The sequence below is a fragment of the Sulfitobacter sp. HNIBRBA3233 genome, from assembly GCF_040149665.1.
Lineage (GTDB): Bacteria > Pseudomonadota > Alphaproteobacteria > Rhodobacterales > Rhodobacteraceae > Sulfitobacter > Sulfitobacter marinivivus.
On sequence record NZ_JBEFLP010000010.1, the window covers coordinates 1 to 26,842 of the forward strand.

17 protein-coding genes and 3 pseudogenes are annotated in these 26,842 nt (G+C 62.8%); 10 read left to right on the plus strand and 10 right to left on the minus strand.

What is annotated here, in order from left to right; genetic code table 11:
* The first annotated feature begins 142 nt into the window (after window positions 1–142).
* Window positions 143–1,015 (plus strand): polysaccharide deacetylase family protein, encoded by an 873-nt coding sequence (locus tag ABMC89_RS18675; protein ID WP_349570700.1) that lies wholly within the window; start codon window positions 143–145, stop codon window positions 1,013–1,015.
* Between the two features lie 385 nt (window positions 1,016–1,400).
* Window positions 1,401–1,799, plus strand: a complete 399-nt coding sequence (locus tag ABMC89_RS18680) for a helix-turn-helix domain-containing protein (RefSeq protein WP_349570702.1) — start codon at window positions 1,401–1,403, stop codon at window positions 1,797–1,799.
* Window positions 1,800–2,200: 401 nt separating this feature from the next.
* Here the strand turns inward: ABMC89_RS18680 and ABMC89_RS18685 are convergent, their stop codons facing one another.
* Together ABMC89_RS18685 and ABMC89_RS18690 are read right to left on the minus strand one after the other, a co-directional pair.
* On the minus strand, window positions 2,201–3,976 hold the full coding sequence (locus ABMC89_RS18685; RefSeq protein WP_349570704.1) for a glycosyltransferase family 4 protein: 1,776 nt from the start codon (window positions 3,974–3,976) through the stop codon (window positions 2,201–2,203).
* A gap of 5 nt (window positions 3,977–3,981) precedes the next feature.
* Window positions 3,982–5,058, minus strand: coding sequence for a hypothetical protein (locus tag ABMC89_RS18690; protein WP_349570706.1), 1,077 nt, complete (start codon window positions 5,056–5,058; stop codon window positions 3,982–3,984).
* Between the two features lie 737 nt (window positions 5,059–5,795).
* On the opposite strand from ABMC89_RS18690, the pseudogene ABMC89_RS18695 reads away from it, so the two are divergent.
* Window positions 5,796–6,553, plus strand: a pseudogene (locus ABMC89_RS18695) (IS5 family transposase).
* An 81-nt stretch (window positions 6,554–6,634) separates the two neighbouring features.
* Here ABMC89_RS18695 and ABMC89_RS18700 read toward each other — a convergent pair.
* The 3 genes and pseudogenes from ABMC89_RS18700 to ABMC89_RS18715 all read right to left on the minus strand — a co-directional run.
* On the minus strand, window positions 6,635–7,339 hold the full coding sequence (locus tag ABMC89_RS18700; RefSeq protein ID WP_349570708.1) for a sulfotransferase family 2 domain-containing protein: 705 nt from the start codon (window positions 7,337–7,339) through the stop codon (window positions 6,635–6,637).
* 180 nt (window positions 7,340–7,519) lie between these two features.
* Window positions 7,520–7,983, minus strand: a pseudogene (locus ABMC89_RS18705) (IS66 family transposase).
* A 125-nt stretch (window positions 7,984–8,108) separates the two neighbouring features.
* Window positions 8,109–8,435: pseudogene (locus tag ABMC89_RS18715) on the minus strand (transposase); the annotation flags it as partial.
* A 265-nt stretch (window positions 8,436–8,700) separates the two neighbouring features.
* Here ABMC89_RS18715 and ABMC89_RS18720 point away from each other — a divergent pair.
* Both ABMC89_RS18720 and ABMC89_RS18725 read left to right on the plus strand, forming a co-directional pair.
* Complete coding sequence (locus ABMC89_RS18720) at window positions 8,701–11,100, plus strand: hypothetical protein (RefSeq protein WP_349570712.1); 2,400 nt, start codon at window positions 8,701–8,703, stop codon at window positions 11,098–11,100.
* Window positions 11,100–12,266, plus strand: coding sequence for a glycosyltransferase (locus ABMC89_RS18725; RefSeq protein ID WP_349570714.1), 1,167 nt, complete (start codon window positions 11,100–11,102; stop codon window positions 12,264–12,266). The genes ABMC89_RS18720 and ABMC89_RS18725 overlap by 1 nt, the downstream gene beginning before the upstream one ends.
* Before the next feature lie 10 nt (window positions 12,267–12,276).
* Here ABMC89_RS18725 and ABMC89_RS18730 read toward each other — a convergent pair whose 3' ends face one another.
* The 4 genes from ABMC89_RS18730 to ABMC89_RS18745 are packed head-to-tail and all read right to left on the minus strand — an operon-like array spanning window position 12,277 to window position 17,273.
* Entirely contained in the window at window positions 12,277–12,933 is a 657-nt protein-coding gene (locus ABMC89_RS18730) for a class I SAM-dependent methyltransferase (RefSeq protein WP_349570716.1), read from the minus strand.
* Between the two features lie 13 nt (window positions 12,934–12,946).
* Window positions 12,947–15,091, minus strand: coding sequence for a glycosyltransferase family 4 protein (locus tag ABMC89_RS18735; protein ID WP_349570718.1), 2,145 nt, complete (start codon window positions 15,089–15,091; stop codon window positions 12,947–12,949).
* On the minus strand, window positions 15,088–16,776 hold the full coding sequence (locus tag ABMC89_RS18740) for a glycosyltransferase (RefSeq protein ID WP_349570720.1): 1,689 nt from the start codon (window positions 16,774–16,776) through the stop codon (window positions 15,088–15,090). Before ABMC89_RS18740 ends, ABMC89_RS18735 begins: the two co-directional genes overlap by 4 nt.
* Window positions 16,773–17,273 carry a hypothetical protein gene (locus ABMC89_RS18745; protein WP_349570722.1) on the minus strand — a complete coding sequence of 167 codons (501 nt, stop codon included), beginning with the start codon at window positions 17,271–17,273 and terminating at the stop codon, window positions 16,773–16,775. The genes ABMC89_RS18740 and ABMC89_RS18745 overlap by 4 nt, the downstream gene beginning before the upstream one ends.
* 138 nt (window positions 17,274–17,411) lie before the next feature.
* On the opposite strand from ABMC89_RS18745, the gene ABMC89_RS18750 reads away from it, so the two are divergent.
* From ABMC89_RS18750 to ABMC89_RS18770, 5 genes are all read left to right on the plus strand, one after another.
* Window positions 17,412–20,204: a glycosyltransferase gene (locus tag ABMC89_RS18750; RefSeq protein WP_349570724.1), complete on the plus strand. Its 2,793-nt coding sequence runs from the start codon at window positions 17,412–17,414 to the stop codon at window positions 20,202–20,204.
* 110 nt (window positions 20,205–20,314) lie between these two features.
* The gene (gene wecB, locus ABMC89_RS18755) at window positions 20,315–21,436 is read left to right on the plus strand and encodes a non-hydrolyzing UDP-N-acetylglucosamine 2-epimerase (RefSeq protein ID WP_349570726.1); all 1,122 of its coding nucleotides are present in this window, start codon (window positions 20,315–20,317) and stop codon (window positions 21,434–21,436) included.
* A gap of 20 nt (window positions 21,437–21,456) precedes the next feature.
* A complete protein-coding gene (wecC, locus tag ABMC89_RS18760) occupies window positions 21,457–22,713 on the plus strand; it encodes a UDP-N-acetyl-D-mannosamine dehydrogenase (protein WP_349570728.1) in 1,257 nt (418 codons plus the stop codon).
* Window positions 22,697–23,638: a hypothetical protein gene (locus tag ABMC89_RS18765; RefSeq protein WP_349570730.1), complete on the plus strand. Its 942-nt coding sequence runs from the start codon at window positions 22,697–22,699 to the stop codon at window positions 23,636–23,638. The genes wecC and ABMC89_RS18765 overlap by 17 nt, the downstream gene beginning before the upstream one ends.
* Complete coding sequence (locus ABMC89_RS18770) at window positions 23,635–24,390, plus strand: heparin lyase I family protein (RefSeq protein ID WP_349570732.1); 756 nt, start codon at window positions 23,635–23,637, stop codon at window positions 24,388–24,390. The genes ABMC89_RS18765 and ABMC89_RS18770 overlap by 4 nt, the downstream gene beginning before the upstream one ends.
* Here the strand turns inward: ABMC89_RS18770 and ABMC89_RS18775 are convergent.
* Window positions 24,387–26,639, minus strand: coding sequence for a calcium-binding protein (locus ABMC89_RS18775; protein ID WP_349570734.1), 2,253 nt, complete (start codon window positions 26,637–26,639; stop codon window positions 24,387–24,389). The two genes, ABMC89_RS18770 and ABMC89_RS18775, sit on opposite strands and share 4 nt — an antisense overlap.
* Window positions 26,640–26,842: the final 203 nt, after the last annotated feature.

Sequence of the window (26,842 nt, forward strand, 5' to 3'; positions counted from 1 at the left end):
CAACCTGCATATCATGCATCTCATAGAGTGCATCATGTGCAGCAAGCCGTGAAATAAATGAAGTTTTCGCAGGTCTTTTCCGACCTTATGCTGTTGCAAACGTAGCTGCCGCGGTCGCTATGGCCGGAAAACAGGGAATATCATGACTGAAAATGAATGCGAAAAGCTGCATTTAACTCAGGATCTATGTTGGCCGGGGGGCCGCCGGATCGCCGTCGTGTTCAACCTCGCCTACGAGATGTGGTCGCCCGGCGTCACCTCGGGTGTCGGTCCGATGGGCAACATGCTGGCAGACGGTCTGTTCGACCCTAATGCCGACAGCTACGGGCGCTACAACGCCACCCACGGCATCCCGCGACTGGTTTCCATCCTTGAGCGCCACGACATTCCTGCCACGCTGATGACCTCCGGTCTAGTGGCCGAAGCCTTTCCAGAGCGATTGCGCGCCTATGCAGAACGGGGACATGATATCGTTGGGCACGGGATGGCTCAGAACATGGTCTTCCCGACCCTGTCCACGCAAGACGCGCTGCATTCAGTCACCCGCACGACCGAGCTAATCGAAGCGGCGATTGGCCAGCGTCCTGCGGGTTGGATCAGCCCTCGGGTAACGTCGTCAACCGAGATACAAGAGATTTTATTGGCGCAGGGCTACGCTTGGCACGCTGATGTGCTGGATGGCGACCATCCCTACGTCCAGCAATTTAGAGAGGGCAACATCCTCGCCATCCCGATGTCTGTCGAGTTCAACGACCTGCCGCACGCAATGCGTTTTGGCAGGACGCCTGGACAATTTGTCGATCTCGTCAAAGAGGCCCTCGCCGGGATTCAGGCGCAACCCCCGGAAACGATCATCCTCGATATTTTTGCCCATGGACACTGCTATGGTCGCCCCGCCGCTGCCTGGGCTATCGACGAGATTGCAAAGATATGCCGAAACGATAAATCGATCTGGCTAACAACCCGTTCCGAAATATCGACACATCTCGCACGGCTGGGCGAATGCGCTGCTTGAATACCACAGTCCAGTTTATAGGCCGTAAATACAATACTTCCGCTCAGCGTCTAACGCCTATCGGAGCAAATTGGCGGTAAAGTTCGCTTCAAATTTTGTCTAAAATGGCAAGGGTGTCCAAAATCCACCGTGCTTTGGCTCATCATCTCGGCCAGGTCGGTTCGACCTGAAGCTCGTCTCTTCCGTTGGCTTGGCCTGAACGCGCGAGGCTCTGCACAACAGCTGGGACAAGAATGATCCGTCTCAAACACAGCTCCTTTACATCGCTCTACAACGCGCTCTGTGGCTCTGCACGGCAGCGCCGCTAGAAGGCGCGCCGCAAAAGGACATCACACTGACTGCTAGTACATCGCATCATCGCAATAAACAGTCAGGAGAACAGCGCATGACCTACAGCCCTACAGCCCAGATGATCACGAAAGGCATTGAGGAGTCAGGCCTCACACAACGAGAGATCGCAGATCGCGTGGGCTTCACCCATTCCAGTACTTTGAAGATGATTGAGCAAGGACTGACTCGTGTACCGCTTGATCGCATCCCCGCGTTGGCACAAACACTTGGCTTGGATCAATCAACATTGCTTCTTGCCGCCATCGCAGAATATCACCCAGGCATTTACGAGGTCCTGTGCGACACGCTCGGACTTCCACTCAGCCAAGCCGAACAGGGTGTGGTCGTCATGTTCCGAATGGCCGCCCTGAAAAACGATATTGAGTTGGATGAGCCTTTTCGCAAAGCTTTGGAGGGATTACTGGAACTTACGGAGGCCGCAAAGATGCGGTGAGTGGACGCAAATTTACCTGTAGAATAACGATTTGGATCTAGATTTCTGAAAAGCCTGGTTGGAAAGACAAGATTCTTATCGTCGTGGCTCGCAGCCGTGAAAGCCAGGCTGCGAGCCACGAGCCAGAGTTGTCCAGTTTCTATCAGAGTGCGAGAAATTTCGTTAACCTGGCGAGCTTGCAGGTTGCCATAGTTAGTGCGAATTGGGCGCGTGCCCTGCCTGAGGTGCTCCCCATTCCTTGGATACGATCTGGCGCTTTTCAAGCGCTGATCCTCTCCTGATGACCGAGTTGAGATGCTTCAACTTTCAGGGCCCATCGGCACTCTTTCTCTCGGCTATCACGCTCTTGGAACTTGAGATGCGCGGCAGAGCAGTGAGGACGGGCGCTCACCTCGCAAGTGTCAAGGATTACTTTCTGAATCAAGTCCTTCGGGCCCCTTCAGTGACTCTTTTAAAGAAAGCCATGACATTGAAAAAAAGTTGAATCCAAGTGATCGGGTGTCAGTGTTGAGGTTAAGATCGACAGGTCTGCGACGCTCCCCCAGGAAGAACGTGATGAGCAGACTGTTGCTTTGGTCCGCATTGCTCAGATCAACAATTATTTCAGTAAGATCATTGCTGGAAACTTCCCGGTAGTCCGCTTGCCGTCCATTGACCGCAACGGCGGTAAGGACTGAATCCAGGCTCAGACCGTACAAACAGCGGACTGAAATCGACAGGAAGGATGCATCGCGCAGGCGGTCGCGAATAGCGAGCCTAGCCGTGCTGCTTTGTCCGTTCCAGCGGTAATACCGCCCCTTACTGTCAGTCTGTCGGGGATACCAATTCTCGAATTCTATCGTCTCCTCGTCAATCTTCGAATATTCCCAATCATGATCTTGCGCACCTTGATCACTCAAGCGATCAAAGGGGTGGTTAAGACCTGTCGTTCCTAGAGTGTGATGGGTCAGCAGTTTTTCCACCACCTTGTCCAGTGCCCCGTAACTGTCCTGCCACTTTGGTGGATTGAATTTCTCTAACCGTTCAATCTGCTCCGCCCGCGCTTTAGAACCAGCTTGCGCATAGTCAAGAATACAATCACGCCATGACTTGAGATCCAGTGGATGTATGTACTCGGGTATCCCCGCTCCCGACTCGTGAAGAACAGGAATATCGCTGGCAATCGCCGGCACACCGTGCGCCAAAGCTTCAGCGAGAGGCATCCCCCAGCCCTCTGTAAAGGTCGGGAACAGCAGCGCCTTGCATCCTGACAGGTAAGAAATCACCTCGGCATCCGAAGCCGTACCAACTTCGATCACGTGGGGGGCGATCGCATCGCACTCGTCCAAAAGCGCGAAGACGTTCTCGGAACTCCAACCCCGACGACCGATGACCACAAGCTTCGGAATGTCCAGCACGCCGGATTCCACCAGGTCACGCCATACCAGAAGCATGGACAGATGGTTCTTTCTGGGCTCTATAGTTCCGACCATGACGAAATATGGTTCGGTATCCATATCCGCTTGGCGGCTAGCAAAAAACTTTGGCTCGACGCCAATGATGGACAAGTGGAAATCCGGCAGAAGCGCCCCTGTCTCTTCACAGAACTTCCTGATTTTGTTTTCCGTGTCCAGTGAGTTGACGAGCAGAGTCCGTCCATATTGAAGAACATTCTCAATTCTTCGTGTATGGGTATCCTTATCGCCCTTTCTGACATATTCTGGGTGTGTCATCGGAATGATATCATGGATATAGAATATCATCTCCTCCGAGAATTGCAGCGAAATATTCTCAAGGAATTTTGCCGAAGAGATGTTTGAGTGTGAACAATTTATATATGCTGCAGTCTTTGGCCAAGGGCCGGATTCCGCCAGCGCGAGCAGTTTCTCGGGCGTCTTTGCTATTTCATGTAGCGTTTTGAAAGCGGCGCTCTCTCCTCTTGACACGGTAATTTTGTCAGAGAGCCATAGATCTTCCAGATGACGTAGCAGCGCATCGGAGAAGCGGAAAGGAAGGACGAAAAACTTCTGACCGTGCGAAAAACCAAGTCTTAGATCAACGTTCTCTTTTTTTTCGAGATAAAGTGCGTACCGAAGGTCGACCCGGTCAATTCCCGTGGGCGTCTCCGCCTTTCTTCTAGCAAGAAGACGCGTTGCATCGAAAAAAAAAGTAATAGGCTCTTTATCAGCAAATTCCATCACGGTTAGCGCCCCCACTGCATGGAAATCGACCTTTTGAGCGCGCCATCGCTCAGATGCAAGGTTGCATCGGGGAGACTGTCAATTTTGTTACTCAACAGGTATTCCCAGAAAGAATCTTCAAGGCAATTTGGGTGAATGGGGATGTACTGGTTTTTAGCTGCTGCTTCATTCATTAGCGTAAATGGTTTTTCCCGTGTGGACAGTGTTCGAACATCTCGGCCAAAATATTGAGCCTCATAAAGTACGCTTGAGGAAATGCTTGATACTAATACAAAGTTATCGTCAGCAAGTACATCATAAATATTTCTTTCCAAAATTTTAACTTTTGGATTTCTGCTAACTACATCTGTCATCCACTCTTTATAATGGGCATGTGGGTGACCTTTGTAATATACATTCCCAAATTCGTTTGTCAGTTCCATCAGGAATATTTCTATATCAACTTTATCGTAGAGCTTCCCGTCGTTGATGAGCGATGCATCCACTTGAGTTTGGCCACAGAACACAACACTTCCTTCCGGAATGGCATTCGATGCTGTCAGTATCTTTCTTTGAGAGAGTGCTTTTAACAACCGCGCGTGAAGAGATATCTCGCGGGTGCCGATTTTGATTTCTTGGAATTTTTCTCTAAAGTGGTCGATGTTAGTCCTGACACCAAGTGCGTAATCTGGTAGAAACCGGATAGGGTGTATAGTGAAATCAATATATTCGATACCATACTCTTCTAGCATTGATATCAGATATTTCGGCGCTTCAAATATCAAAACCAGACTTCCCTCAAGAAAGTCTGCAAGCTGCTCTTTGGTCGACTTATCAAGTTCCTGATTGTAAATTTTTGCCCAGGAATCTGTGGAGGGTATTAATCCGCATCGCTTAAAAATGCTTGTTCGTGTTTCGTCAATTTTTTCCGGAGTAAGTATGCTGGCCGGCTTGTTGATAACTTGGGGGACCATTCCAAGCAGATGACGGAACCATGCTATATTGACCTCTTGAGGGTTATTTCTCTCACTTGGCCGCGTGTCATCTATCCGCAGAAAGTCGTTGGCAAAAACAATTCTTGTATAATTATTATCCGTCATAAAGCCATTCCATCAAGTACTTTGTGTGGGGGTGCGCTAGTGCACCGGTAGGCAATGTATGCAGGGTGATCTTGTTTTGTACAAGCGCGTGTCTTCTCTCGGCGGCCCGCAAATTAGTGGCGGCAGGGATCGAAGTGATCATGAATCAAGAGGAATCGAACCGGAGCAACCTGATCACCGTGGCCAATCTCCTCTTGTCGTCAAACTTGGACAGGACACTTGAAGCCTGAGCCGAAAATGATGGCCTCATTGGCCATCTCCCCGTCCTGACCGCCGCAACCATTATACGCGCGGGTGACAGGGAATGAAGGTCGTTCCAGACGGCGGTCTCGAAAGCCTTCGAGTGGATGCAATCAGACAACATGCAACCTTCTTGACCGGGTCTAGTGGCGAAGCCCATCCTGATCCCGATGGTATGGAATAAGAGGTTTGGGGTGTCATGGCACAAGCTTGGAGAGCGAGAGGGGAATCCGCGTGGACTGATGAGGCCCAGAACACCATCAATGCAGCCAGATTGGATATCGAGCGCCGGCAATTGGAGAAAGCAGGCAGTAGAACTGGAGATGGTGGTCAGCTGGAGGGATCTTGACGGGAGCGCCGGAAAACTTCTCAGAACGGTGCGGGCCAAACGCCAGGGCCAGAACCCGCAGTCATCTATTGGTAAAAGCTCCTATGGTCAGGACCCATTAATTTCCCAAGTATGGCGTGACTCATAGCCCAAAAAATGAGCGGTGAACATGTCCGATCCGTTTTGGCTGACCGACGCTCAGATGGCGCGTCTTGAGCCCTTCTTTCCCAAGTCACACGGCAAGCCACGCGCCGATAACCGACGTGTGGTGAGTAGGATTAACTTCATCAATCGCAATGGCTTGCAGTGGCTCGATGCACCCACCGCCTACGGTCCACACAAGACGCTCTACAACCGTTGGAAGCGATGGAGCGACAAAGGCATCTTCGCGCAAATGATGGCTGCTCTGGCTGCCGAGCACGGTGAGACGAAGACCGTGATGATCGACGCCACCTACCTCACAGCCCACCAAACGGTGACCAGTTTGGCCGTGAAAAAGGGGGGTGTGGACGCCTGATTGGTTGGACGAAGGGTGGCATGAACACTAAACTGCACACCGTTTGCAACAGGCAGGGCCGACCGCTCAACCTCTTCGTCACCGCCGGACAAGTCAGCGACTACATCGGCGCTCGGGCACTGCTCAGTAGTTTGCCGGATGTCGTTTGGTTGCTCGGGGACCGCGGTTATGATGCCGACTGGTTCAGAGAGGCATTGAAAGACAAAGGGATACGCGCCTGCATACCCGGCCGTAAGCGGCGCAAGAAGGCGGTGAAATACGACAAGCGCCGCTACAAACGCCGGAACCGGATCGAGATCATGTTCGGCAGGCTAAAGGGTTAGCGACGCGTTGCGACACGATACGACAGGTGTCCGAAGGTCTTCCTGTCTGCCATCGCCCTCACAGCAGCCGTCATCTATTGGTTATGAGTCCTGAGTCTAAACCGAGGCGGGCGTCCAGCATGCCGAGCCTTGGCTACAAGGTCAGAACACGCAGAGGCAGGAGGCGCTTCAAGTTGGAATACCTTCCGGCAGTGAGTAGCGGAAGAGTTTCACATCACCCTCGTAGCGTTCTGAAATAATATCGATATCTTTCTGTGAAACGCTGAACTTTTCGGTGGAACCTTCTCTCGCGGCAAAGCGGCCAAGATCGGGGAGTGAGATACCGTGTTTCCCCTCAAAATATGATTGCACCAGGCGCCAGTCCTGGGACACTGTTTCTGTACGGAGTATGAGGTTAGGTACGAGGCTGCCCTGAAAGAAGATTTGAGTTCGCTGTGACCTGAAGTGTATTTCAGCATCCCGGTCCGGTATACGGCTTATGTGTTCAACAAAATCGGAGAATGAGTAGTCCGGCCTCATCCCATACTCGCGAAACGGCTCATGGAACTTAAAAAGAAACTTGTCTCTGTAACATGACATTATACGAGACCAAGGATTTCTTACGACCGTAAAAATCAGGGATGTGGGGTTTTTGGAAAGCTTTGAAAGTGGCTCGTAATTAAATGGGCCGTCGTCCTGCCTGTGAATGATTTCCTTTACGGGATTTCCATTGAAGGTGTCGTCACTGCTCAGGCCGAGCGCGCCAAGCAAGCCATGCCTTATGGTAGTATTTGAAGCTTTGGCGATTGCAATATAAGCAAAATCAAGTTCGCGGTTAACGATATTGCTTTGATGTCTGGCAAACCTTGAGATCGCTGGGTTCTTATTGTCCATTTTAGATCGTCGTTCCAAGAGAATTTCTATTGAGGCTATGTTACGTGGCACATGTCAAAAAGCAACCAAGCGAGACTTCGCAAGGTAAGCGTCCAGTCTGACCGCCCCTAAGATGCAGTTTTCCATGGCAGCAGCTCGTCGACGCGGTCGATCTTGTAGTCTGGGATGCGGGCGAGTGTGTCAGCCAGCCTTGCCGCCGGTTTTTGAGCCCACAAAGATATAGTTTTTACGACCGATGGCGACGGATTGCATCGCACGTTCGGCGGTGTTGCTGTCCAGCTCAAGGATACCGTGATCGAGGTATGGCCAGAGCCGCGAAATGGGCATCAGGGCATAACGGATTGCTCCCGCCAGCGGCGATTTGCCCGAAATGCTGAGCAGTTGGGTGTGCAAACAGACTGCCAGCGCGTCGAAGACCGGTTTTGCCTGCCCTTGACGGACCTCGATGCGGTGATTGGGTGGCGATCCGCGGGCTTCTTTCTCGACCGCGTAGAGTTGCGCGATGCGCTTGATGGCCTCGTCGGCGATTGCCGAGCCCTGTGGACGTCCGCGAACTTGCGTCGGACATGCGCCATGCAGGCGACCTCGCAGATGTTGCCCGAGCAATAGAGGTCTTCGAACTCAGCATATCCATCCGCATACATCCAGCCCTTATACTCTGCAAGATTATCCTTGGGATACTGCCATTTGCGATCTGACGAGAACTGATACCAGCTGGTGCGTGGAACGCTGCTGCCCCATGGCCTCTCGTCGCGCCGTAGGCCCAAAGGCGCCCTGTTGCTGTCTTTCCGGTGCCGGGGGCGAGCATTTTAACGGGCATATCATCAGCAAAGATGGCCTGCCCAGCCAATACATGCCGTCCGATGGTATCCGCTAGTGGCTTCAGAAGCGCAGTGGATTTACCACCCCCGTCGGCCAGCGTTGAGCGATCAATGTCGATCCCATCGCGCTCGAAGATGCTACTCTGGCGATAGAGCGGCAGGTGACATGCATGTTTGTTGACCAGAACATGCGGCAGCAGGTCTGGGCCGAGACGCCCGCGCTCAATCGGGCGCGATGGTAGGGGGCTTTCAGCACGGCTCGACGGCAGGAACACCGCCCTCCATCTGGCGCTGCACGCCCATGATCTGGGCTTCTGTGGGTCGTGTCTTCTTCAATCGAAATCTCCTCGTTCATACTGCCGAGAAAATTTTACTTCTGCATATCCCTAAGATCAGAGGGGATTACTATGACAAGTCCATTATGGTTAACCCCGACAGCACCGCCCACCGTGTGGAGGTTTCACGCAACGGCGGGGGGTATGCTTGACGGCGGTACCGGATTGCGGAATGCAGGAGCAGCCCCGCCAAGAGGATGAACCAGTGTCCGACCCGATCGCCGATCTGACTGCAGAGGTACTGGCCGGTGTCTCCTACCGGCTGACCCTGTCCGCACAGGTCGTGGAGGCCGGCGCCAAATATCCGGCCCTTCTGCGCTTCGTCTTCGAGGACGCCGGCGGCACCGTCCTGCCCGAGGAAAGCGCCGGCGAAGGGTTTCTCAGTTCTGATATCTTCGGGACATATCGCTATATCGGACGGCCGGGGAAATCCGGCCCGACGCCTGTCGATCTCGTCTTCCGGGTCCCCGCGGGGGCGGTGCGGCTCACGGTCGAACTGCACCGCTGGCAGGCCGGGGCGGTGCGGCTGCTCCGGAAGATGGCGCTGGATCCTGCCACGCCCCTTGACGCCGAAGCGATCGCCGAGGCGCAGCTGGCGGACCGGATCATCGCGACCCGCACTTTCGATGTCCGGCCCGGCGAAAGCTATGACATGCTGTTCGATTTTACCGGCACGACCCCGCTGGAAGAGCGCGGCATCCTCGCCTCGGTGCGGTTTGTCGACGGTGACGGGGCGCGGGTCGATCCGCCGCCCAACCTGCCGACCTCTGCCGCCGCCGGGGCGTTTCGCTATATCGCACCGGGGGCCAGAGCCCTGAGCGGCACCGCCAGCGTGACGGTTCCCGCGCATGCGCAGCAGATGCAGATCCGCCTGCTGCACTGGATCGGCGGGCGTGACTGGGCGCTGCGGGACATGCGCCTGATCTGGCTGGGCGATCCCGCGATCACCGCCGCCGAGGGCCGCGTGGATCTGCCTGTCGGTCAGGGTGACGACCGGATCGGGCTGCGCGCAAGGCTGCGGGCGGTGGGAGGCACCAGTACGAAGCTGGGCGCTTTGCAGCTGGTTTTCGAGGATGCGCAGGGCGCGCCGATCCAGCTGCAGGGCGACAATCTCTCGCGCTCGGACCGTTTCATGAACCACATCCCCCTGCGCACCCCTCCCGCGCATCTGATGGCCGCGGACGGCAGCTTTTCTCTGGCCCGGCCCTTCGCGCCTCCCGCGGGGGCGGTGCGGATGCTCTGGCGGCTTCTCGATGTCGACAACGGTTGGCAGCTGGAGATGTGCACGCCGCCCGCGCTCTGCGCTTTCGATCCCGCGCCCGCCGTCCATCTGGACGCCCTGCCCGCTGACCGGCGCTGGCAGGATGCGTCGCTTGATCCCGATCGCGTGGCAGCCCTTGTCGGGGCCTTGCCGGGCTCGTCCCTATGGGAGGCCGTGGCCCTGTCACAGCTTCATCTGCTGGGCGTAGGGCTGCTGCCGGTCCGCCCGGGCACGTGGGTCGCTGTCACCGGCACCCTCTCCGCCCCGCCCCATCAGGTGCTCGCCGTGCCCACCTATTTCGACGCCGAGGGCCAGCCGCTCGCCGAGGCGACGGGAACGGGCTGCGCGCGGATCGGGACATTGCCGCCCGCGCGCGACGTGGCGTTGTCCGCCGGAGATCACAGCTTCAGGGCCTGTTTTCTGGCCCCCGAAGACGCCGCCTACGCGGTCTTCACCCTCACCGCCTCGGCAGAGAACGCCACCCCACCGGTCCTGTCGGATCTGGACGCGGGTGCTGTCGATGCGCAGACCGTGTGCGACGGGCTCGACCCCGCGCGGCAAAGCGTGGTGCAACTGCGCGCGACCCTGCAACTGGCGCAGGCCACCGGAAGGATTGCGCTGGAACTGGCCTGCAGCAAAGCGCTGGCGATCCTCGTGCCGCAGGAAGACACATTCGCCACGCGCGCGGCACAACTGGAGCGGCGGCTCGCCCCGCTCGATCCGCAGTGGCTGCCGGCGCTTGGCCCGGCAGGACAGGCCGCGCGCGACCCGCTGTGCGTGCTGCACCTGCGCGCGGATGCCGGAACGCTGCCCCCTCCTGCGCCGGACACCCGCGCGATACTCTGCCTGCCGCTGGCAGCGGCGCAGGACGTGACACAGCCCGATGGTCCGGTGGTGGTGGCGGATGGCCCGCTGCGGGTGGTGCGCCCGCAGGCTGCGGGGCTGGATCCGCTGAAGATCCCCGAACAGACGCGCCTCGTCTTCGAGGCCGCCTTTGCCGCGCAAATCGCCGCACGCGAAGCCGCCGGGCTGGTCCACGGCTGTGGCGACAGCGATATTCTGCTGACCGCGCTGGCGGTGGCGCGCGCGCAGGGGCTTCCGCTGGTTCTCGAAGTGGCGCAACTGCCCGCCGCTGAGACCGAGGCCGGCAGGCTGGACCAGGCGCAGACGCTGCGCTGTCTGGCCGCCGCGCAGGCGGTGCTGGCCCCGCAGGCCCTGCACGGCACGCTGCTCGCCGGGGGCCTCGCCGCAGATGCCCTGATCGCCGCAACCGCCGATACGGCCCAAGACCATACGGATGCGTATTCTCTCGCCCGTGCAGCTTTCCCACGAAAGGTCCGGTGATGTCGCTGCCCCTGCCCTTGCTGACCGAAGAGACCGCCGCCGTCCTGCTGGGCGATCTGTGGGACCGCCACCATCGCAGCATCCCCGACCCCGAAGGACGCGCGCCCACCCTGCTGCTCAGCCTGCCGCCCGCATGGGGCAACCGCTATCAGGTGCTGCTCTACGGTCGGGCCGCCCACCACAATACGGTGGTCGCGGGCGTGCGCCATCCGCAGGACCTCGCCCATGTTTCCTGGCCCGGGCCGGTGCTGCTGCACGCCCATTGGTTCGCCTCAATCTTCACTTCCGCCCTGTCCGAGGCGGACGCGCGCGCACGTCTGGACCGGACAATCGCGCAGATCGAGGCCTTCGCCACCCGCACCGGGGCGCGGCTTTTGTGGACGGCACATAATCTCTTTCCGCATGACGGGGCCTTCCCCGACACTTATCTTGCCCTGCGGCGGTGGGTTTTCGACCGCTTCGATCTTCTGCACGTGATGGATGCCGATCACGTCCCGCTGCTGGAGCAGACCTATGACCGCCCGGCCCCGCCGTGGTTCTGCGTGCCGCACATGACCTACCACGGGGCGGTGCCCGACAGCATCGACAGGCTGGCCGCCCGCCAGCAGCTCGGCCTGCCCCGCGATGCCTTTGTCTTCGGGGCTTTCGGATCGCTGCAAGGCTACAAGAATACCGACCGGCTGATGGAAAGCTTCAGCGCGCTGGCCGCGACCTGCCCAGAGAGTTCCGTGGCGCTTCTGGCCGGGGGGCTGCCCGCGGACCGCGAGGTCGCCCGTGCCCTCGCGCGCGACGCGGCGGCGCACCCGCAGATCACCCTGCTGCCGCGGCTGATCGAGGACAGCGAGATCCAGATGATGCACCGGGCCTGTGACGTGATGATGCTGCCCTACAGGGGAACGCTGAATTCGGGCGCGGCGCTGATGGCGGCGACGTTCGGGCGCCCGTTCGTGATGCCGCAGGGGCCGGGGGCCGCGGCGATGGTGCCGCTGGGCGGGCGTCTTTACGATCCCGAGGCTGCGGATGGTCTGCACCGCGTCATGGCGGAGTGCTTGCAGGACGGCCCCGCGCTGGCGGGTCCGGACCGCGACGCGCTGGCCGCGCGCGCACCGCATGAAGTGTCCGAAGCGTTCTTTGCGGCCCTCTTCGGGCGGGGGACGCCGGGCTGACGCCGCCGCGTCAGTCGCGCACCAGCATCACATCGTTGTAAAGCATCGTCTGCAACGCCATGTAGCGGAACTTGAACGGATAGCGCAGGCAGGTCTCGTGCACCGCCCGTGCCACCCCGCAGTGGAACATCGTCGAGGCCGACCACGTGGTGTAATCGTTGAACACCAGCACCCCGTCGGGTTTCAGCTTGGGGATCGACGCTTCCACGTCCTTCATCACCCCCTCGTAGGCGTGATCGCCGTCGATGTAGATCATGTCGAAACTGGCGTCGGGCATCTTCGACATATTGGCGGAGCTGTCGCCGACATGGGTCTGCACCCGGCCCGGCCCGTCGGCCAGTTCGGCGCGGATTTCGGGATTGACCAGACGCGAGATGTCGATGTCGAACAGGTGCAGCTTGTCGGGCTCGCACCGGCGCAGGATCTGGAGAGAGAAATCGCCCCTGTCCACGCCGATCTCGGCCATGGTGCCGCCTTTGCGGACCTTGTCGATCAGCGCATAGCGGTTCGGCAGCAACTCGCAGGACGACAGCTTCTCGAGCGGCAGTTCGGGGGCGGGATTGTGATACTTGCCCTTCTGCGCCTGAAACTCCTTCAGGCTCTTGGCAAAGGCGCGCCTGTCGCGCTCCACATCCTCGAAGGTGATTTTCTTGGGGGGTGTTGCCATCGATAAGTACCTCTCAGAGCCTGAAAAAATCCTGGGCAAAGCGTTTGACGTCATGGGGCCGCGCACGCTCCGCGATCTGCGCGCGCGCGCGGGCCAGATCCGCATCGCCAAGATCCGCGAAGGCGCGCAGCCCCAAGATCGCATCGGCCATGTCGGCGTGCACGTAAGGATCGAACAGCGACCGCGCGCCGGGCCAGTCATAGACCACCGGATAGCACCCCGCCGCCATCCCTTCGAGCACGGAAGTATGGCACCCTTCGGTGTCCGAACTCGACAGGATCGTGCCGACGCCGCGGTACCACTCCTCCATGTCGCTGCCCGCCAGATCGAAGCGGATCGACCCGACCAGATCGGGATCCGAGAAGATCCGCTCGAAGACCGCCTCGAAACGCGCGCGGTCTTCCTCGCGGTTGTTCCAGACCCAGTCGATTTCCCAAGGCATGACGCTGCGCACGGCCAGCGTGAACCGCGGGTCGGCGGCGCGCAGGGTGGCAAAGAAATCAATCGCCCGGTCAAAGCGCTTGTGATCGAACGGGTTGATCCCCACCAGGCCCAGGGTAAAGCGCGCCTGCGCCAGCTTGGGCCGGTCGAGGGCGTGCCAGTCGATATACTGCGGCATCACGTGGATGATGCCGGCGGGCACGCCGAAGCGGTCGATCATCAGGTCGCGGAAATGCTCGGAGACCACGATCAACGCATCGACGGCGTCCCAGTTCACCCGCTCGGGGAAATCGCGGAACGCCTCGAAACGGTGTAGCCGCACAATCAGGCGGGTGCCCTCGCGCTTGTTCTGGCTGTGCCAGACCGCGTTCTCACAGCACCATTCGCACAGGATGGTATCGACGGAGTCGGGGATGCCCAGCTTGCTTTTCGGCTTGGTGGTCGATTGCCAGTATTGCCAGCCCAGCGTGATCTGCGGGTCGCCGCGCAGGTAGTCGCAGAACTGGCGCAGGAACTTCGGCTCGTGGGTGGCGATCATCACGTGACGCGGCGCAGGGCTCAGCACCAGATCCGCGGGCGCCCCGCGGATCGCCGTGGCCAGCCGGTCCGACAGCGTCTCGGCGGCGAAGCCCGCGGCCACCTGCGCGATGCGTGCCTGCGCCACCGCGTAGCTGTCGCTGCCCTTGCCCGCCATGATCTTGAGCACACGGGCCGGCACATCCTCGCGCGCGATGTCGACGTAATAGGGATAGTCGTCGCCGAACAGCGCGCGGTTGAGCGCGTTGTCATTGAGAATGGGCGCCACCCCCAGCGTGCAGAATTCGACGATCTTGGTCGAGATTTCGATCACGTCATCGTAGCGGTCGTGGCGCAGGCAATAGGCGAAATCGCCCTGCCCCATCCTCCGCTTTGCCTCGGCGTGGGGCACGTTGGCGACCAGATCGACGCCTCCGACATGCCCCGCCTCCAGATCGGCGCGGAAACGGTCCATCTGGCGAAAGAAGTCGCGGAACCGTGGGCGATAGGTATCCTTGCCCGCGATCAGGCTGACGCCGAGCCCGTCGTAGTCGCCAACGGCGCGCGCGATTTCCAGCAGCCAGTCCATGCCGTAGTGAAAATCGATCTTGCCCGAATAACACAGCACCGCGCGATCGGGATCGCGGGTGGGCATCTCGCCGGAGTGAAAGACGATGGGGGGCACCACATGCACCACATGGGCCGGATAATCGCTGAGCGATTCCAGCGCCGTCTTCGCGGTCTCGCTCTGGACCACCAGCGGCATCCGCCCGGCGCGGCCCTGCCGCACCCAGTCGGGTTCGGGCTCGGCCACGTCCGGGATCGCGCTGGGGGCATAGCCCACGACCTTGGGGGCCAGCACACGCGACGACAAAAGCTCTTCCAGATAGGCGGTGCCGCGCACGAAGATACGGTCGAACGCCCCTTCGGCGGCTTCCCAGTCGCTGAGAGTCGCCAGCACCGTATCCGCGCTCAGTGACGTGGCACGGCTGCCGGTGACCGCCGCAATCCCGGCCATGTCGACGATGCGGATCCGCTCGGGCACCTCGTCGGCCAGCACCCGGTTTTCCAGACGGTGGCTCAGCAGCAGCGTGACCTCGAAATCCGGCTGCAGCGCCAGCAGCTTGCATACGTTCAGCAGCCAGATCGTCGAGCCGTCAATGAGGTTGAAGTTCTGCTCCGCCAGCACCGCGATCTTCATGGCACGATCTCCTCGAACACCTGCGACACGGTCCGGAACAGCGGCGCGGCAGAGCGCTGGATGGGGCCCGCCACATGGCACTGCCAGCCGCGCTCGGTGGCGATGCGCGTGGCGGTCATCATCAGCCGGTTGAGCCGCATGTCGTCGATCGACCACAGCCCGTCCCAGTCGGGATTGCCGGTGGCGCGCAAGGCGGGCCAGTCCACCAGAAACACCCCCGGCGCGCGGGTGGCGAGCTCTGCCAGGATGTTGGACCGCGTCAGCTGCACCCGGCGCGTCGCGTCATAGCGCGGATCGGTGGGGGCGGTTTCGGGGCCAAGATAGGCCAAAGTGCCGCGCTGCTGTCCCAAGGCCACCTGCGGCAGGCGGGTGATGTCGAAACCAGCGTGCTGCGGGCGCGTCTGGTGGCCGGTCACGCCCTGCGCGGCGGCGCTGGCCAGTGCCTGCGCCTCGCCCTGCAAGAGCCGCGACAGGGGTCGTACCCGGTGGGTCCAGCGCAGGCCCGGACGCAGTTCTGCCGCGCCGGAGGCCTCGCGCTCGAACGTGGCGCGCAGCGCCGTAGCCAGTGCCGCTGCATCCCCTTCGGCAAACAGGGCGGCGCCGATGTCCTGCGCCACCTCGTCGAGCGGCGGCATGTCGGTCATCAGCACGGGCACACCGTAGCTGGCGGCACTGTAGGGTTTGATCGGCGGCACGATCTGGGTCATGTCCGACCGCCGCCGTGGCATCACGAAAGCGTCGAGCAGACGGGTATAGCTGCCGATGCGCGACTGCGGCTGTTGCGGGACCAGATGCACATGCGCGGCAATCCCGCGTGTCGCGGCCAGATCGGCCAGCGCACGGGCGCGCGGGGATGCGGCGTCCGCATCCACCAGACCCTTGGGCGTATCCGACCCCACCACCAGCAGGGCTGCATCCACTCCCTCGCCACGCAGCCGGGCCGTGGCCTCGACCAGCAGTTCCAGCCCCTCGTAGGACGACAGCGATCCGATGTATCCCAAGAGGTGCCGCGCCGTGATTCCCAGATCCGCACGGCTGAGCGGCGCGCCGCCGGGGCGCGGGTCCGAGACCCCGTTGGGCATCAGGTGAATACGCTCGGCGGGCACACCGCGGCGCACCATCTCCTCTTTCATCGCCGTTCCCAGCGTGAAGGCCGCCCGCGCGTCGCGCGCGATGCGTGTCTCGTAGTCGCGGCTGCGCTTGGCCGCCACCGCGTCGGCCTCCGAGAGAGCGCTGTCCGTCTCGCCGCGGGCCATGTCCCAGAACCCGCGCTGTTCGTAGAAAAAGGCACAGCCGTAGCGCCGCGCGGCATTCTGCGCGGGTTCGGCGTTTTCCCAGTTCGAGGCTGCGATCACGCAGCCCGGACGCAGGATATCGAAAGTCTCGGCCAGCACGTTTTCTGCGGCGCGCAGCCGCGCGCGCTGCCCGTCCTCGGGCGCGGCCCCCAGCGGCAGGAACAGATACCGCACCCCGTCGATCCGCTGGTCGGTGGGGATGGTGCGCGCGGGATCGAAGCCCTCGATGCTCCACGGGCGACCGGGGCGGTTGATCACGACGACCTCGTGGCCAAGCTCGCTCAGCGCCGTGGCCACCGCATGGCTGCGCACGGCGTAGCCGTTGCTGGAATAGGGCAGGCTGTGGCTGACCACATAGACGACGCGCTGCGGCAGGGGGGGCTGTTTCATGCGCGCGCTCCTAAACAGCCCTCGGCCATGCCGGGGCGGATCGCGCGGCCCTCGCGCCAGCCCGCGCGCAGGTAATGCACCAGCGGGTTCATCCCTCCCGCCGCGATGTCGGGATACCGTGCCAGATAATGGGCCGTGTCGAAATAGGGACCGGGATCGCGCCTTTCGGCGGCCCCCGAAGCCAGAAAATGGCGCAGCGGATCGACACCGGCCTGCGCCACGTCCGGGTAGCTGTCGAGATACCACGCCGCATCGAAAAGCCCGCTGCCCGCAACCAGTGCGCGCTCGCGCCGCCGGCGCAGCCGCGGCACAAGCCGCATCAGCAGGCGCATCAGGATACTGGGCGCAGGCGGCACCTGGCAGATCACCGGATGGGTCGCGCGCAGCTGGCGGACCTCCTGTTCCAGCGACAGCCTGCGCAGGTAGAGCGTTTCGATCCGCGTCTGCACGTCAGCGAAGGCTGTGGAGTCTGGCTGCGCGTGGCGCTCGGATACCATGTCGGAAATCCCAATAGAATGAACTGGCTCCCCGGCGGAAAGAAGCCGATAATGCGCCCCGTAAATGGCCCCGATCCGGGGCCATGTAAAGAACCATCCACATCGCGCGGGCGACATCCCGCGCCGGAGCTTTTCTTCTTGCCACGCCCGCGCGCCCCGCATTTCGATCCCCAAGGATACCTGCAACTCTATCCCGACGTGGCGCGGGCCGGGGTCGATCCACTGCGCCATTACCTGCGCAAGGGCCGTTTCGAGGGGCGCCAGCCCGGTTTCGTCAGCGCCGATCTGCGGGCGCGAGATCTGGCGATGGGGCTGCTCGAGGGCGGGTCCGGCGCGCTGGAAGAGATGGCCCGTGGCCACCCCCGCCTGACCGAACGGGTGGCCGCGGCCTGCGCCGCTGCGGATCGCGCGGCGGCGCGCGGCGACTGGCGGCACGCATACGATCTGCTGCGCCCGCTCGAAACGGAACGCGATATCGTCGAGGGCTTCGGCCTGCCGGACACAGCGCTTCTGGCGGCCGAGGCGGCGCTGGTCTGCGGCCATCTTGCGCGCGCGGGGCGGATCCTTGCACTGGCGCGCCGCCGCTACGGTGCCCTGCCCGATCTGGCGCTGGCCCGCGCCAACCTCGCACTGGCAAAGCGCGGCGCTGCCGCGTGGCGCGGTTGTCTGGCTCTACCCTTCCTGCGGCGCGGGGTGCTGCCCCCGTCCCTGTTCCATGACGACGCCGGTGGCTCAGAGACCGCCCGCTTCGACACCCTCGCGGCGCATGCGCCGGTCCGGCGCGGCATCCTGTCGGGGCCGTTGGTCAGCGTGTTGATGCCCGCCCGCAACGCCGCCGGCACGATTGCTACCGCCCTGCGCAGCCTGTCGGCGCAAAGCTGGCAGCGGCTGGAAATCTTGGTGATCGACAACGGCTCGACCGATGCCACTGCCGCGGTGGTGGCCCGCCACGCGCAGGCCGATCCGCGCATCCGCCTGATCGACGGCGCCGCCGAGCCCGGTGCCTACGGCGCGCGCAATCTGGGGCTGGCCGAGGCGCGCGGTGACGTGATCACCCTGCTCGATGCCGACGACTGGGCCCATCCCGCGCGCATCGCACGCCAGCTTGGCGCGCTGGGGCACGGGCCGGCCAGCCTGTCGTCCTGGGTCCGGGCCACGCCGGATCTGCGGATCAGCCGCTGGTGGAAGGGCGAAGGGCTGGTCCATCCCAATATCTCTTCGTTGATGATCCACCGCGCGGCGGTCGAGACGCTGGGCTACTGGGACCGCGCCCGCGCCGGTGCCGACAGCGAATACCTCGACAGGCTGCGCGCACGTTTCGGCGCCGCGGCGGTGGTGCACATCCTGCCGGAGCTGCCGCTGTCTTTCGGGCGCAAGAGCGATACATCGCTGACCGGCGGGGAGCAGACCGGTGTCGCCACGCTGCACCACGGCCCGCGGCGCAGCTATGCCGAGGCCGCCGCGCGCTGGCATGATCGCATGGCTCCCGATCAGCCGCTGCCGCAGCGCCCCACCTGCCGCCCCTTCGATATGCCCGCCCCGCTGGCCGTGGGCGATCCTCCCCCCGCTGATCCGCCCGATACAGAGAGGCTGCTGCGCGCGGGGCATTTCGACGCGGACTGGTATCTGCGCAGCTATCCTGACCTGCGCCGGACAGGGGAAGATCCCTTGCGCCACTATCTCGAGAAGGGCGCGGCCGAGGGGCGCGATCCGCAGGCGCGGTTCTCGACCAGCGGCTACGCGCGCGCACACGGCATCCCGCCCGCCGAAGCGCTGCTGCACTGGCAGGCGGCAGGCGCGCCACAGGACGGCACACCGCTGCCAACGTTTGCGGGCGATCTGCCGGACGGGCCGGGCCCGCGACCGCTGTTTTTCGGCCACCAGGCCCGCGCCGAGATCTTCGGCGCCGAGCGCAGCCTGCTCGACATGCTCGACCGCGCTCGCGAGGCCGGGTGCCTGCCGTCGGTGGTGGTGCCGCAGGGCCTGAACGAGGAATACCTCGACGCCCTGCGCGCCCGCGCACGGAACGTCTATATCAGACCCTACACATGGCTTTTCGGCGGTGTCGCACCCCCGTCCGAAACGGTCGAGGTACTGCGCGAGGTGATCCGCGACGCCCGTGCGGATGCGGTCCACGTCAACACCGGCGTGCTGGAGGCGCCGGCGCGGGCGGCGCGCGCCGAAGCTGTGCCCGTCACGCTGCACCTGCGCGAACTTCCCGCCAGCGATCCGCAGCTGTGCCATGGTCTGGGCCTGCACCCCGAGGACCTGCGCACGCTCCTGCAATCGCTCGGCGACCGGTTCGTCGCCAACTCGCAGGCAGTGGCGGACTGGCTGGAAGCCCCGGCGGAGCGGACCGATATCGTCCACAACAGTGTCGATTCCGCGCTGTTTGACCTGCCGTTCGACCCGCCCCCACGGCCCCGTGTCGCACTTGTCGGCAGCCTGACCGCGCGCAAGGGGGTGGGCGATCTGGTGGCCCTTGCCCGTGCGGCCCACAGCGAAGGTCTGGTGGCGGATTTCGTGACGATAGGGCCGCAAAGCGCCGATCTGGCCGCGCTGGCCCCGCTGCCCGAGAACCTGCGGCACGCAGGCTACGCCCCCGATGCCCTGCGCGCGATGGCCCGGGCCGATATCGTGCTCAGCCTCAGCCACGTGGCCGAAAGCTTCGGACGCACGGTGCTGGAGGCGATGGCCGCCGGGCGTCCGGTGATCTGTTACGACCGGGGCACACCGCCTGATCTGGTCGGTCGCGATGGAACGGCGGGGCGTGTGGTGGCCCCCGATGCGCCCCGCGCGCTTCTCGAGGCGCTGCGCGAGATGCTGGCGCGCACCCGTCTGGTGGCCGCAAGCGATGCCGCCCGTACCCGCGCCCGCGCCTTGCAGGATCAGGCCCATGACGCGGCCCGCGCCCTTTACAGACAAAGCTGAACCCGCCCCGGGCTTCACGCTTTTCGCGTTGCAATCCGGGCCCGATCCGCTATCGAAAGGGCGTCTTGCGCGGGCCCGGCATGCGCCACTTCGATTAAAGAGAGAACGCTTTGAAGGTACTTGTTGTTTTCGGCACCCGCCCCGAGGCGATCAAGATGGCGCCCGTCGTGCAGCGGCTCAAGCAGACTCCGGAGCTGGTGACGCATGTCTGCGTGACCGCCCAGCACCGCGAAATGCTCGACCAGGTGCTGACGCTTTTCGGCATCGTGCCGGACTTCGATCTCAACATCATGAAACCGGGGCAGGACCTGACCGATATCACCTCGGCCATCCTGCTGGCGATGAAGGATATCCTGGCGCAGGGCGGCTATGACCGTCTCTTGGTGCACGGAGACACCACCACCACCATGGCCGCCGCCCTTGCCGCCTTCTATGCGCAGGTGCCCGTGGGCCATGTCGAGGCGGGACTGCGCACCGGCGACATCACCGCGCCCTGGCCTGAAGAGATGAACCGCCGCGTGGTGGGCCGGATCGCCGATCTGCATTTCGCACCCACGCCCACTGCCCGCGCCGCCCTGCGCGCCGAGAACGTGGCCGAGACGGACATCCACGTCACCGGCAACACCGTCATCGACGCGCTGCACCAGATCGTCGCGCGCTTTGACAGCGACACCACGCTGGACGCGCAGATGCGCGCGCGGTTCGACATGATAGACCCCGCGCGCCGGATGATCCTCGTGACCGGCCACCGGCGCGAGAATTTCGGACAGGGGTTCGAGGACATCTGCACCGCCCTGCGCGACATCGCCGCCGCCAGTGACGTGCAGATCGTCTATCCCGTCCACCTCAATCCCAACGTGCAGGCCCCCGTGCGCCGCATTCTGGGCGACAGTGCCGATGTGCACCTGATCGATCCGCAGGATTATCTGCCCTTCGTGTGGCTGATGAAGCAGGCCCATATCATCGTCACCGACAGCGGCGGCGTGCAGGAAGAGGCGCCCAGCCTCGGCAAGCCGGTGCTGGTGATGCGCAACACCACCGAACGCCCCGAAGCCGTCGAGGCGGGAACCGTGCGGCTGGTCGGGACGGATGCCGATACGATCCGGCGCGAGGTCACGCGCCTGCTGGACGACCCCGCCGCCCACGCCGAGATGGCCCGCGCGCTCAACCCTTACGGCGACGGACAGGCCGCCGAGCGTATCGCGGATGCGCTCATGGCCCGACACGCCTGACCCCAGACAGAGGCAGCCCCATGTTCAAGACGATTTCAATGATTGGCCTGGGCTATATCGGCCTGCCGACCGCAGCGCTGTTCGCCGCGCGCGGAACCGATGTGATCGGTGTCGATGTCAGCCAGCGGGTGGTTGACACGATCAACGCCGGCAAGATCCACATCGTGGAGCCCGAACTCGACGGGATCGTGCACAAGGCCGTCACCGGCGGCAAACTGCGCGCCACCACCGTGCCCGAACCCTCGGACGCCTTCGTCATCGCGGTGCCCACGCCCTTCCACGCCGACCGAACACCAGACCTGAGCTATATCGAATCCGCCGCGCGGATGATCGCGCCGGTTCTGGCCCCGGGGAATCTGGTGATCCTCGAAAGCACCTCGCCGGTGGGGGCGACCGAACAGATGGCCACCTGGCTGGCCGCCGCGCGCCCCGATCTGAGCTTTCCTCAGGACGCGGGCGAGGATGCGGATGTGCAGGTCGCCCACTGCCCCGAGCGGGTCTTGCCCGGTCAGGTGGTGCGTGAACTGGTCGACAACGACCGCATCATCGGCGGCATGACCGCGCGCGCCAGCGAGATGGCCGTCGCGATGTACAAGCTGGTGGTCAAGGGCGACTGCGTGATCACCAATGCGCGTACCGCCGAGATGTGCAAGCTGACCGAGAACTCCAGCCGCGATGTGGCCATCGCCTTTGCCAACGAGCTGTCGATGATCTGCGATGCCTTCGACATCGACGTCTGGGAACTCATCAGCCTTGCCAACCGCCATCCGCGGGTCAACATCCTGCAACCGGGCGCCGGCGTGGGCGGGCATTGCATTGCCGTCGACCCGTGGTTCATTGTGGCCTCCGCGCCCGAAACCGCCACGCTGATCCGCACCGCGCGCGAGCGCAACGACAGCAAACCCGGCTGGGTGCTGGCAAAGGGACGCGAGGCGATGATGAACGTGCTCGCCGCAGCCCCCGAACGCAGCCTGAAGGACATCAAGGTGGCCTGCCTCGGACTCGCCTTCAAACCCGACATCGACGACCTGCGCGAAAGCCCCGCACTGGGAGTGGTCGAAGGCTTTGCCGCGCTCGGCTGCAAGGTGCTCGCCGTAGAGCCGCATATCGACGCGCTTCCCCCAAGCCTTGCGGGCACCGACACCACGCTGGTATCCTTGGAACAGGCGCTGGAAGAGGCGGACGTGATCTGCGCGCTGGTGCGTCATACCCAATTTGCCGGGCTGCGCGACCGTCTGCCGGAGGGTAAGGAGCTGATCGATGTTGTCGGGCTTTAAACCGCGCCTGAAGCGCCTGCTGACCCGAGAAGAGCAGAATGTCGTCACCGGCGACGCCCGGCCCAAGCCGGAACTGGCGCAGCACCGCGCCAAGGCCGAACCCAAAGCCCCCCGCCGCGCCGAGGAAATCCGCGTCTTCGAACAGGGCCGCATTCGCCTGATCTACGAGATCACGCATCGCCCGGGCCGCCCGATGGTCGTGGTCTTTCCCGGTGTCGATACCCAGGCGGCGCGCTGCGGCACCTCCTATTACGGCCTGCAATGGCAGCTTGATGCCACGGTGGTCCACATACACGACAACTTCGGCGCCCACGGAAACTACCTGCTGCAAACCGCCGGTGAGCCCGAGGTCCGCTGGGCCGTGGCCGCGCTGCTGCGCCAGCTGATGGCCGAAACCGGGACCAAGCCGAAGGATCTGTGGCTGACCGGTACGTCCAAGGGGGCCACGACGGCGCTGTGCATCGCGCTGCTCCTGAAATCCGGCAACTGCATCGCCGGTGAGCCGCAGATCCTGCTGGGCGATTTCCTGTTTCCCGAAAACCGCGACTGGCGGCAGCTCGAGGATTTGCGCAGCATCGTCTACGCGATGACCGGCCGCGTCGACATCGAGGACAAGCCCGCGCTCAACAACCTCGTGCCGTCGATCCTGCGCAACCGCCTGCACGAATACCGGGGCAAGGCGTTGGTGATCTTTGGCAAGCAGACAGGATATTACGGCCAGCATATCATCGAGATCGACCGCGCCCTGCGCCAGCTGAAACAAAAGGACCCCAAGGCGCGCCGCCAGGTACGCGTCACCCTGCGCGAGGAGCCGTTTCGCAAGCATATCGACGTGGTGCCGGTCTACCTTGATGTGATGTACCGCCATTTCGGCACGCTCGACGGGACCGTGCAGTCGGCCACCGCACCAAAGGCCGCGTCGTGATCCGCCTCCGGTCCGCCGCACGGGTCTGCGCCGCGATGGCCATCGCGCTTCTGGCGGGCCTGTCGATCGGCAGCAGCGCGGCGCGGGCGGGGCCCTATTACCTGCTCGATCTCGAAGGCAGCGAAATCGCACTGCCCTATCTCTACGAAGGCACCAAGCGGTTTCACCTCAGGCTCGAAGGCGCCACCAGCGCCGCGCGCGCCTACGACCCGCGGCGCGGATCGAACGTGCTGGTGCTGAGCAGCGGGCCTACCCCGCGCGGGCAAACCAAGGACCGCGCCGAGGTACAGCTTTACGGCAACCTGACATATGGTCGCGAATGGTTCGTGGGGCTGTCGGTGATGATCCCGCGCGATGTACCTGTCCCCGAAGACTGGCAGGTGCTGTTGCAATGCCACCAGAATGGCACTTCGACCTCGCCGCCGGTGTCGCTGGATCTGGAACCAGACGGGCGGCTGGCGCTGATCGCGCGCAACGACGCCGATACATTCGAGACGCTGTGGTCCGTGCCGATGCCGCGCGGACGCTGGGTTCAGATCGAACTGGGCCTCGACATGGGGCCGCAGGGTCGCGTGCAACTCTGGGTCGACGGCCGCCGCCGCGCCGACATCCGCCGCGCGCTCGGCTGGGCCGCCGGCCAGCGCGCCTGCGCGGTCAAGAGCGGCATCTACCGCGGCGCCAGCCGCCGGCCATTCACCGTTTACCTCGACGACATCATGCTGGGCGACACCCGCGCGGATGTGCTGCCCTAAAGAACGAGATCCCCGTCGGCGAATTGCAGCACCTCGATGTGAGCCAGCGTGTTCCTCCCATCGACCCCGTCCGCACCGATATAATCGACCTGCGTGCGAAACCCCTCGCGGGTGATCTCGTAGGCCGATTGGTCATAAGCGAATACCACCCGATCCGTACCACCCCCCCCGTCGAGGTAGTCGTCGCCGTCGTTGCCGATCAGAATATCGTCCCCTACTCCGCCCCGCAGCAGGTTGTCCCCGTGATCGCCGGTGATGGTGTCGTTGTAGGCAGTACCGACAACATCCTCGATACCGGTGTAGTGGTCGCCTGCGGCATCGCCTTCCCATCCGCGCCCGCGCAGCAGCGACATGTTCACGCCCGTGCCATCGAGCTCGGAGCGGAACACGATCCTGTCGCGTCCGGCGCCACCGTCGACCGTCTCTGCCCCCTGAGACAGAACAAAGACATCCGCACCCCCCAGCCCGCGCATGGACATCTCCGTGGCGCGGGCGGCGGCGTTGAAGAAATCGGCCGCGGACGTGCCTGTCACCACTTCGATGCCCGCGAAGTCGTGGCGCGCGAAGTACGAAATATCCGAAAGCACGACCTGCCCTGACCCCGGCGCGGTCAGATCCACCCTGATCCCACGGCCCGCCGCCAGGTCCACATCGTAGAACGATAGCGTGTCGGTGCCCCTATCCCCAAAGCTTTCGCCGCCGCCGCGTCCCGGCAGGATCACGTCGTCGCCCGCCAGCCCGAGGAATATTCCCTCCACATCAGGGGTCCCACGCAGCACATCATCGCCGTCGGTGCCCTCCGTGCGGGGCACGCCGCCATCGTGCGCGGGCAGCGTGCGATCTGCGAAGTGCAAGACATCCACGTTCAGCAATGTGTCCGTGCCTTCCAGACCGTCCAGATGGCGCACCTCGATCAGGTTGCCAAAGGCCCCCTTTACCGTGATTTCGTAGCGGTCGAACGCGAAGGCATAAAGTGCGACATCCCTTCCGTTGCCCCCGACAAGCGTGTCGTCGCCGCCGTTGCCCATCAGCGTGTCGTCCCCGTGCCTGCCCCACAGCATGTTGGCACCGTGATCGCCGGTCAGCAGGTCATTGCCGCTGCCGGTAAAGACATCTTCGACCCCAGCATAGGTATCGCCCGCGGCATCGCCGCTCCAGCCGCGCCCGCGCAGCAGCGACACATCCGTATCCGCGTCGATGCTGAAGAGGCGGGTGGTGTCATAGCGGATCGCATCACGCCCCGCGCCACCCTCCACATGCACCCCGTCGCCCTGCCGCAGATCAAAGCTGTCCGCCCCACCCAGACCGCGCAGCACCTGCGTCTGCGCCGAGGCGGCGAAGCCATCCCCGCGCGAGGTGCCGGTGATCTTCTCGATGCTGTCGGTCACCGCCACCACATGGGAGGCGAACTCCGGCGTGCGGAACACCCGGATGCTGCCATCCGCCCTGGCCTCGATACGGTAGGCATCGGACCCGTCGAAGGTCACGTTGTCGGTGCCCGCGCCGCCCAACACCACATCCGCCCCCAGCCCGAGGCGGAACAGGTCATCCCCGCCGAAGCCCTGCAATTCCTCGATCAGCGTGTCGTCCGCGACCAGCGTATCGGGCCCGTCGGTGCCATCGACGAAATTCTGGAAGATAAGATCGTTTATATCCAGCAGCCCGTCCGACCCGCCGAACTCGAAGGTTTCAACGTCCGCGATCCGGTCGGTGCTGCCGTCGGCGTAGGTCACGTCGATCCGCGCGTCATGGGCCATGCCCCCCGCCGGCACGACGGGCGCGATCTCTGCCAGATCGGACCATGGCACGTCCGACCGGTAGGTGTCGCTGCCCGGACCTCCGTTAATCGCGTGACTGCCCGCCGTGCGCAGGAACAGATCATCTCCCCAGTCGCCCAAGAGATGCGTGCCGGTTTCGCCCGACAGCGTATCCTGACCGGTCCCGCCGCGCAGGGTGGCGTTTTCACCGCCCGACAGAAGGTCGTCTCCCGCGCCGCCCAGAACAAAGGCCCTCTCGCCCACCGTGACCGTATCGTTGCCGTTACCGGCCTGAACATTGGCCCACCCTGCACCGGTGATGACATCGTCGCCATTCTGCCCCACAAGGTCCGCGCGCAGGCCTCCGGTGAGGGTGTCATTTCCGTCCAGACCCTGGATGTAGGCCCAATCGCCCCCCGTCAGCCTGTCGTCTCCTGCGGTACCGACGAGATTTCCGTCGTCGCCAATGGTCTCGGTAATGCCTGTCGCCATGGTAAGTCTTCCCTGAAATGAAGTGAGGCTGAAAATAAAACACAGCTATATCCCAACTCTACATTTCGGGCTGCGGGAATCAATTGGCGGTCACGGACCGCAAGGGTACGGGACGCTGGCCCAGCCAAACGCCGCCCCCCTTTCGGGGAGCGGCGGGTGTTTCGCGTTGGGGGCAGGGGCGGGTCGGGGATCAGACGATGTCT

Bases quoted from the DNA above. Each gene is read 5' to 3' on its own strand.
- ABMC89_RS18675 (WP_349570700.1), top strand. From the start codon at position 143: ATGACTGAAAATGAATGCGAAAAGCTGCATTTAACTCAGGATCTATGT.
- ABMC89_RS18680 (WP_349570702.1), top strand. From the start codon at position 1,401: ATGACCTACAGCCCTACAGCCCAGATGATCACGAAAGGCATTGAGGAG.
- ABMC89_RS18685 (WP_349570704.1), bottom strand. From the start codon at position 3,976: ATGGAATTTGCTGATAAAGAGCCTATTACTTTTTTTTTCGATGCAACG.
- ABMC89_RS18690 (WP_349570706.1), bottom strand. From the start codon at position 5,058: ATGACGGATAATAATTATACAAGAATTGTTTTTGCCAACGACTTTCTG.
- ABMC89_RS18700 (WP_349570708.1), bottom strand. From the start codon at position 7,339: ATGGACAATAAGAACCCAGCGATCTCAAGGTTTGCCAGACATCAAAGC.
- ABMC89_RS18725 (WP_349570714.1), top strand. From the start codon at position 11,100: ATGTCGCTGCCCCTGCCCTTGCTGACCGAAGAGACCGCCGCCGTCCTG.
- ABMC89_RS18730 (WP_349570716.1), bottom strand. From the start codon at position 12,933: ATGGCAACACCCCCCAAGAAAATCACCTTCGAGGATGTGGAGCGCGAC.
- ABMC89_RS18735 (WP_349570718.1), bottom strand. From the start codon at position 15,091: ATGAAGATCGCGGTGCTGGCGGAGCAGAACTTCAACCTCATTGACGGC.
- ABMC89_RS18740 (WP_349570720.1), bottom strand. From the start codon at position 16,776: ATGAAACAGCCCCCCCTGCCGCAGCGCGTCGTCTATGTGGTCAGCCAC.
- ABMC89_RS18745 (WP_349570722.1), bottom strand. From the start codon at position 17,273: ATGGTATCCGAGCGCCACGCGCAGCCAGACTCCACAGCCTTCGCTGAC.
- wecC (WP_349570728.1), top strand. From the start codon at position 21,457: ATGTTCAAGACGATTTCAATGATTGGCCTGGGCTATATCGGCCTGCCG.
- ABMC89_RS18765 (WP_349570730.1), top strand. From the start codon at position 22,697: ATGTTGTCGGGCTTTAAACCGCGCCTGAAGCGCCTGCTGACCCGAGAA.
- ABMC89_RS18775 (WP_349570734.1), bottom strand. From the start codon at position 26,639: ATGGCGACAGGCATTACCGAGACCATTGGCGACGACGGAAATCTCGTC.